We start from the raw sequence: 407 nt of genomic DNA, 5'->3' as shown, positions 1-407 counted from the left end.
TGATTTATGGTTAATTACTCGAAACAAATCTTACAAAATATCTCTGATTCAAAATTCAATAATCAAGACCTGATAAATAAAGCAATTGTCAATGATTCTGAAAACGAATTAATTGATTTAGCAGAATCGTTAATTGCACAGGGCTTTATTGATGATGCTAAAAGTATACTGGAACATTTGAATGAAAAAAATGATACAAATGACCAGATTAATCTCGATCTTGCTGAAATATATCTCGATGAAGGAAATGTTGATCAAGCCCTTAATTGCTTGGATAAGATAGAGCAAAAAAGCTCCCTGTATTTGTCAGCTCAATTTGATAAGGCAGATTTGTATGAATCCGAGGGCTTGGCAGAATCGGCTGAAGGAGTTTTACTTGATTTGCAAAACATTAGTGACGATCCGGT

1 protein-coding gene is annotated in these 407 nt (G+C 33.4%); it reads left to right on the top strand.

Annotated features, from left to right (window positions below; all coding sequences use genetic code 11):
• Positions 1-6: 6 nt before the first annotated feature.
• The coding region (locus KH893_RS12680; protein ID WP_281166383.1) for a tetratricopeptide repeat protein at positions 7-407 on the top strand (401 nt) is incomplete at its 3' end.

The sequence above is a fragment of the Liquorilactobacillus sicerae genome, assembly GCF_029916425.1.
In the GTDB taxonomy this organism is placed as follows: domain Bacteria; phylum Bacillota; class Bacilli; order Lactobacillales; family Lactobacillaceae; genus Liquorilactobacillus; species Liquorilactobacillus sicerae.
Note: the sequence above shows the minus strand (reverse complement) of the source record. Positions and strands in the feature narration are given on the sequence as shown.